The organism is Streptomyces sp. NPDC006265 (genome assembly GCF_040613555.1).
Taxonomy (GTDB): Bacteria; Actinomycetota; Actinomycetes; order Streptomycetales; family Streptomycetaceae; genus Streptomyces.
Map to the genome: position 1 here is coordinate 1 of NZ_JBEXSH010000800.1, position 4,219 is coordinate 4,219.

3 protein-coding genes and 2 pseudogenes are annotated in these 4,219 nt (G+C 73.1%); 2 read left to right on the forward strand and 3 right to left on the reverse strand.

What is annotated here, in order from left to right:
• Positions 1–594 (reverse strand): annotated as a pseudogene (locus tag ABZ281_RS40195) (M20/M25/M40 family metallo-hydrolase); the annotation flags it as partial.
• A 97-nt stretch (positions 595–691) separates the two neighbouring features.
• Here ABZ281_RS40195 and ABZ281_RS40200 point away from each other — a divergent pair.
• Together ABZ281_RS40200 and ABZ281_RS40205 are read left to right on the forward strand one after the other, a co-directional pair.
• Complete coding sequence (locus ABZ281_RS40200; RefSeq protein WP_356662926.1) at positions 692–2,707, forward strand: NADPH-dependent 2,4-dienoyl-CoA reductase; 2,016 nt, start codon at positions 692–694, stop codon at positions 2,705–2,707.
• Between the two features lie 28 nt (positions 2,708–2,735).
• Positions 2,736–3,296 carry a PadR family transcriptional regulator gene (locus ABZ281_RS40205; RefSeq protein WP_356662927.1) on the forward strand — a complete coding sequence of 187 codons (561 nt, stop codon included), beginning with the start codon at positions 2,736–2,738 and terminating at the stop codon, positions 3,294–3,296.
• 121 nt (positions 3,297–3,417) lie between these two features.
• Here the strand turns inward: ABZ281_RS40205 and ABZ281_RS40210 are convergent, their stop codons facing one another.
• Together ABZ281_RS40210 and ABZ281_RS40215 are read right to left on the reverse strand one after the other, a co-directional pair.
• Positions 3,418–3,963: a hypothetical protein gene (locus ABZ281_RS40210; protein ID WP_356662928.1), complete on the reverse strand. Its 546-nt coding sequence runs from the start codon at positions 3,961–3,963 to the stop codon at positions 3,418–3,420.
• Between the two features lie 170 nt (positions 3,964–4,133).
• Positions 4,134–4,219: pseudogene (locus ABZ281_RS40215) on the reverse strand (hydrolase); the annotation flags it as partial.

The following is a 4,219-nucleotide window of genomic DNA, read 5'->3' on the forward strand; positions in this document are numbered from 1 at the left end:
GGTGCGCGGCCCGCGAGACCGCACCGACCGCCGACCGGCGTGACCCGGAGTGCCCCGAGGCCCCGTGCACGGCGATTCCGGCCCGCCACAGCCCGCGTCCGCCGACCACGACCTCGTCGAGCCCGGATAGCCGATCATCACCACGGCCGGGCGGGCCGCGTCCGGATCGGCGAGATACGCCCGGGCGCCCCCGAAGCCGCCCGTGTGCTCGTCGGCGTCGAGCAGGACCGCGAGTCCGCCGCCGAGCCGGCCCGCACGGCCGTGCAACTCGGCCGCGATATGGCAGAACAGGGCGGCGGCGAGTTTCGAGTCGGCCGCGCCCCTGCCGCGCAGCCGGCCGTCGACGACGTCCCGGCGGTGGGCGGGAAGGACCAGGCCCTCTCGTCGCCGAACGGCGCGGTGTCCACGCAGGCGTCCAGTGCCCACCACGGGCCGGGCCGGCCGCCGGCGGCAGGGCAGCCCGTGGCCGGTGAGCCAGTCCTCCAGCACCGCCAGAACGGGTGCGGGGCCGTCGAGGCCGTCCCGGCTCGGGCGGCGGATCAGTTCGCCCGCGAGGTCCACCACCGCGGTCAGCGGCCCAAGGTCCCTGGTCATGGCCCTACTGTGCCCTCCATCACCTTGTGCAACTAGTTGCATAAACCGTCGGTAGTCCTCTACAACTACAGGCACGACACCGCGCACGGAGGGCCCGATGAGCCGTTACCCGCACCTGCTGACCCCCCTCGACCTTGGCTTCACGACCCTGCCCAACCGGGTCCTCATGGGCTCCATGCACGTGGGCCTGGAGGAGGCCGAGGGCGGCTTCGCGCGCATGGCCGCCTTCTACGCCGCCCGCGCCCGCGGGGGAGTGGGCCTGATCGTCACCGGCGGCATCGCCCCCAACGACGAGGGGCGGCCCTATGAGGGCGGCGCCAAGCTCACCACCGAGGCGGAGGCCGAGCGGCACCGGGTCGTCACCGACGCCGTGCACCGCGAGGGCGGGCGGATCGCGATGCAGATCCTGCACTTCGGCCGGTACGCCTACCACAAGGACCTCGTCGCGCCGAGCCCGGTCCAGGCGCCGATCAGCCCCTTCCCGCCCCGCGAGCTCACCGAAGCCGACATCGAGCGGACGATCGACGACTACGCCCGCGCCGCCCGTCTCGCCCGGCAGGCCGGCTACGACGGCGTCGAGATCATGGGCTCCGAGGGCTACCTCATCAACGAGTTCATCGCCCTGCAGACCAACCACCGCACCGACGGGTGGGGCGGCTCCTACGAGAACCGCACGCGCTTCCCGCTGGAGATCGTGCGCCGGGTGCGCGAGGCGGTCGGCGAGGACTTCATCGTCGTCTACCGGCTCTCCATGCTCGACCTCGTCCCGGGCGGTTCGACGCTCGACGAGGTCATCACCCTCGCCAAGGCCGTCGAGGCCGCCGGGGCGACGATCATCAACACCGGCATCGGCTGGCACGAGGCCCGCATCCCCACCATCGCGACCTCCGTGCCGCGCGGGGCGTACACCTGGGTGACCAAGCGGCTCATGGGCGAGGTGTCCGTCCCGCTCGTCACCACCAACCGAATCAACACCCCCGAACTGGCCGAGGAACTGCTCGCCGAGGGCGCCGCCGACATGGTGTCGATGGCCCGCCCGATGCTCGCCGACCCCGACTTCGTCACCAAGGCCGCCGCCGGCCGCCCCGAGGCGATCAACACCTGCATCGGCTGCAACCAGGCCTGCCTCGACCACACCTTCAGCGGCCTGATCACCTCCTGCCTGGTCAACCCGCGCGCCTGTCACGAGACCGAGCTCGTGCTCTCCCCGACCCGGCTGCGCAAGCGCGTCGCGGTCGTCGGCGCCGGCCCGGCCGGCCTCGCCTGCGCGGTCTCCGCCGCCGAGCGCGGGCACGAGGTGACGCTGTTCGACGCGGCGAGCGAGATCGGCGGCCAGCTCAACGTCGCCCGCAAGGTCCCGGGCAAGCAGGAATTCGACGAGACGCTGCGCTACTTCCGCACCCAGCTCGACTGGCACGGCGTCGACATCCGCTTGAACACCCTGGTCACGGCGGCGGACGTCGACGGCTTCGACGCGGTCGTCGTCGCCACCGGCGTCACCCCGCGCACCCCCGAGATCCCCGGCGTCGACCATCCGAGCGTCATCGGTTACCTCGACGTCCTGCGCGACGGCGCCCCCGTCGGCGACCGGGTCGCGATCCTGGGCGCGGGCGGCATCGGCTTCGACGTCGCCGAGTTCCTCACCGACGGCGGCGACAAGGCCCACGAGGACCCGGCGACGTACTTCCGCCAGTGGGGCGTCGACATGGACTACAGCGGCCCCGGAGGCCTTGCCGCGCCCGCGCGGCCCGCCCCGCCGCGCACCGTCCACCTGCTCCAGCGCAAGACGTCCAAGGTCGGCGCCGGCCTCGGCAAGACCACCGGCTGGATCCACCGCACCGAGCTCAAGCACCGCGGCGTCACCATGGTCCCGGGCGCCAGTTACGACCGGATCGACGACGCCGGGCTCCACATCACCGTCGGCGAGGAGAGCACGGTCCTCGAGGTCGACACGATCGTGCTGTGCACGGGCCAGGAGTCGCGCCGCAGCCTGTACGAGGAGCTGCTCGCCGCCGGGCGCAGCACACACCTCATCGGCGGCGCCGACGTGGCCGCCGAGCTGGACGCCAAGCGCGCCATCAAGCAGGGCACGGAGCTGGCGGCCGCGCTGTAGTGCGGTAACGCGTCCCTAGGATGAGGCCATGTCACTCCCGCACGCGATCCTCACCGCCCTGCTCGAGAAGAAGTCCTCGGGCCTGGAGCTGACCCGCCGGTTCGACCGGTCGATCGGTTACTTCTGGTCGGCGACGCACCAGCAGATCTACCGCGAGCTGGGGAAACTGGAGGCCGACGGCCTCATCCGGGCGCTGCCGTCCGAGCAGCCGGCCCGGGGGCAGAAGAAGAGCTACGAGGTCCTGCCCGCGGGCCGTGCGGAACTGGCCCGCTGGACCTCCGCATCCCAGGACCCCAAGCCGCACCGCGACGCGCTGCTGCTGCGGCTCAGGGCGGCGGCCGTGGTCGGCACGGCGGGTCTGGAGGCGGATCTGCGACGCCATCTGGAGCTGCACGAACGGCAGCTGGCGGAGTACGAGGAGATCGAGGAGCGCGACTTCCCGCCCGGCCGGGACGGCGCCGACGTCCGGCTGCGGCACCTCGTGCTGCGGGCCGGCATCGACCTGGAGACCTTCTGGACCCAGTGGCTCCGGCGCGCCCTCGCGGACTTCGCCGAACTCCCGGACGGCGGACCGGCCGAGCCGGCCTGACCCGGTGGCGGCCCCGTCAGGACCTGTGACGTGATGAGCGGCGGTCCGGGCGCGGACGCGACATGACGGTGGCCCGTCCGCCCGGAGCGCTTCGGGAGAACGGGCCGCCGTCCGTACCGGGTCAGAGCCGGTACGGCTTGTTGCGCCGGCGCAGATACCAGGCCGTTCCGAGGAGGCCGGCGCCTACCAGCGCGCCGCCCGCGACGAGCGTGACGGTTCCGTAGTCCGTCGTGCTGCCGCCGACCCCGCCCATCACACCGCGGGACGGCGACGCCGAGGGGGACACGGACCGCGAGGGGGAAGGGGATGGGGCGGTGGAGACCACGACGGACTGCGTGCCCGCGGTGGTGCCGTCCGAGCAGACGACGATGACGGTGTACGTGCCGGGGGAGACACTCGACCAGGCGGCCGACTGACTCGTGGACGTCCCCGACAGCGTCACCTGGCGGCCCTGGGCGAAGCTGCCCTGACTGCTGGTGAGAAGCGAGGCGGTGCCCCAGCTGCCGTTGATCTGGGTGCACGAGCTGGTCGTGACCGACACCGTGGACCCCGTGGTGCTCACGGAGATGCCCGGGCCCGCGACGGCGGGCACCGCGGCCAGGGCGAGGGGCAGCGCGGCGACTGCCACGGTCAGGCCGGAGCGGAGAACTGACGATGAGTTGCGCATGTGGACTGCCCTCCGGCGGCACGGTTGGCGGTACATCCCTTGCGCCGCCGAGGGTCGGGGAACGCCCGTGCTGCCTCGAGGTCAGCCAAAGCTCCCCGGGCCCCGGCCGCACGCCGAGCGCCCCCGTGCAGGTGACGGGCTGCCTCTCCCGGCCGATGCGGCGGAGTGCGTCAGCGCCCCGCGCCCGTCGTCACCGCCCGTTCCGCCGAGAAGCCTCCCCAGGTGCCGTCGGGCAGCATCGCCCGGAGGCGGACCC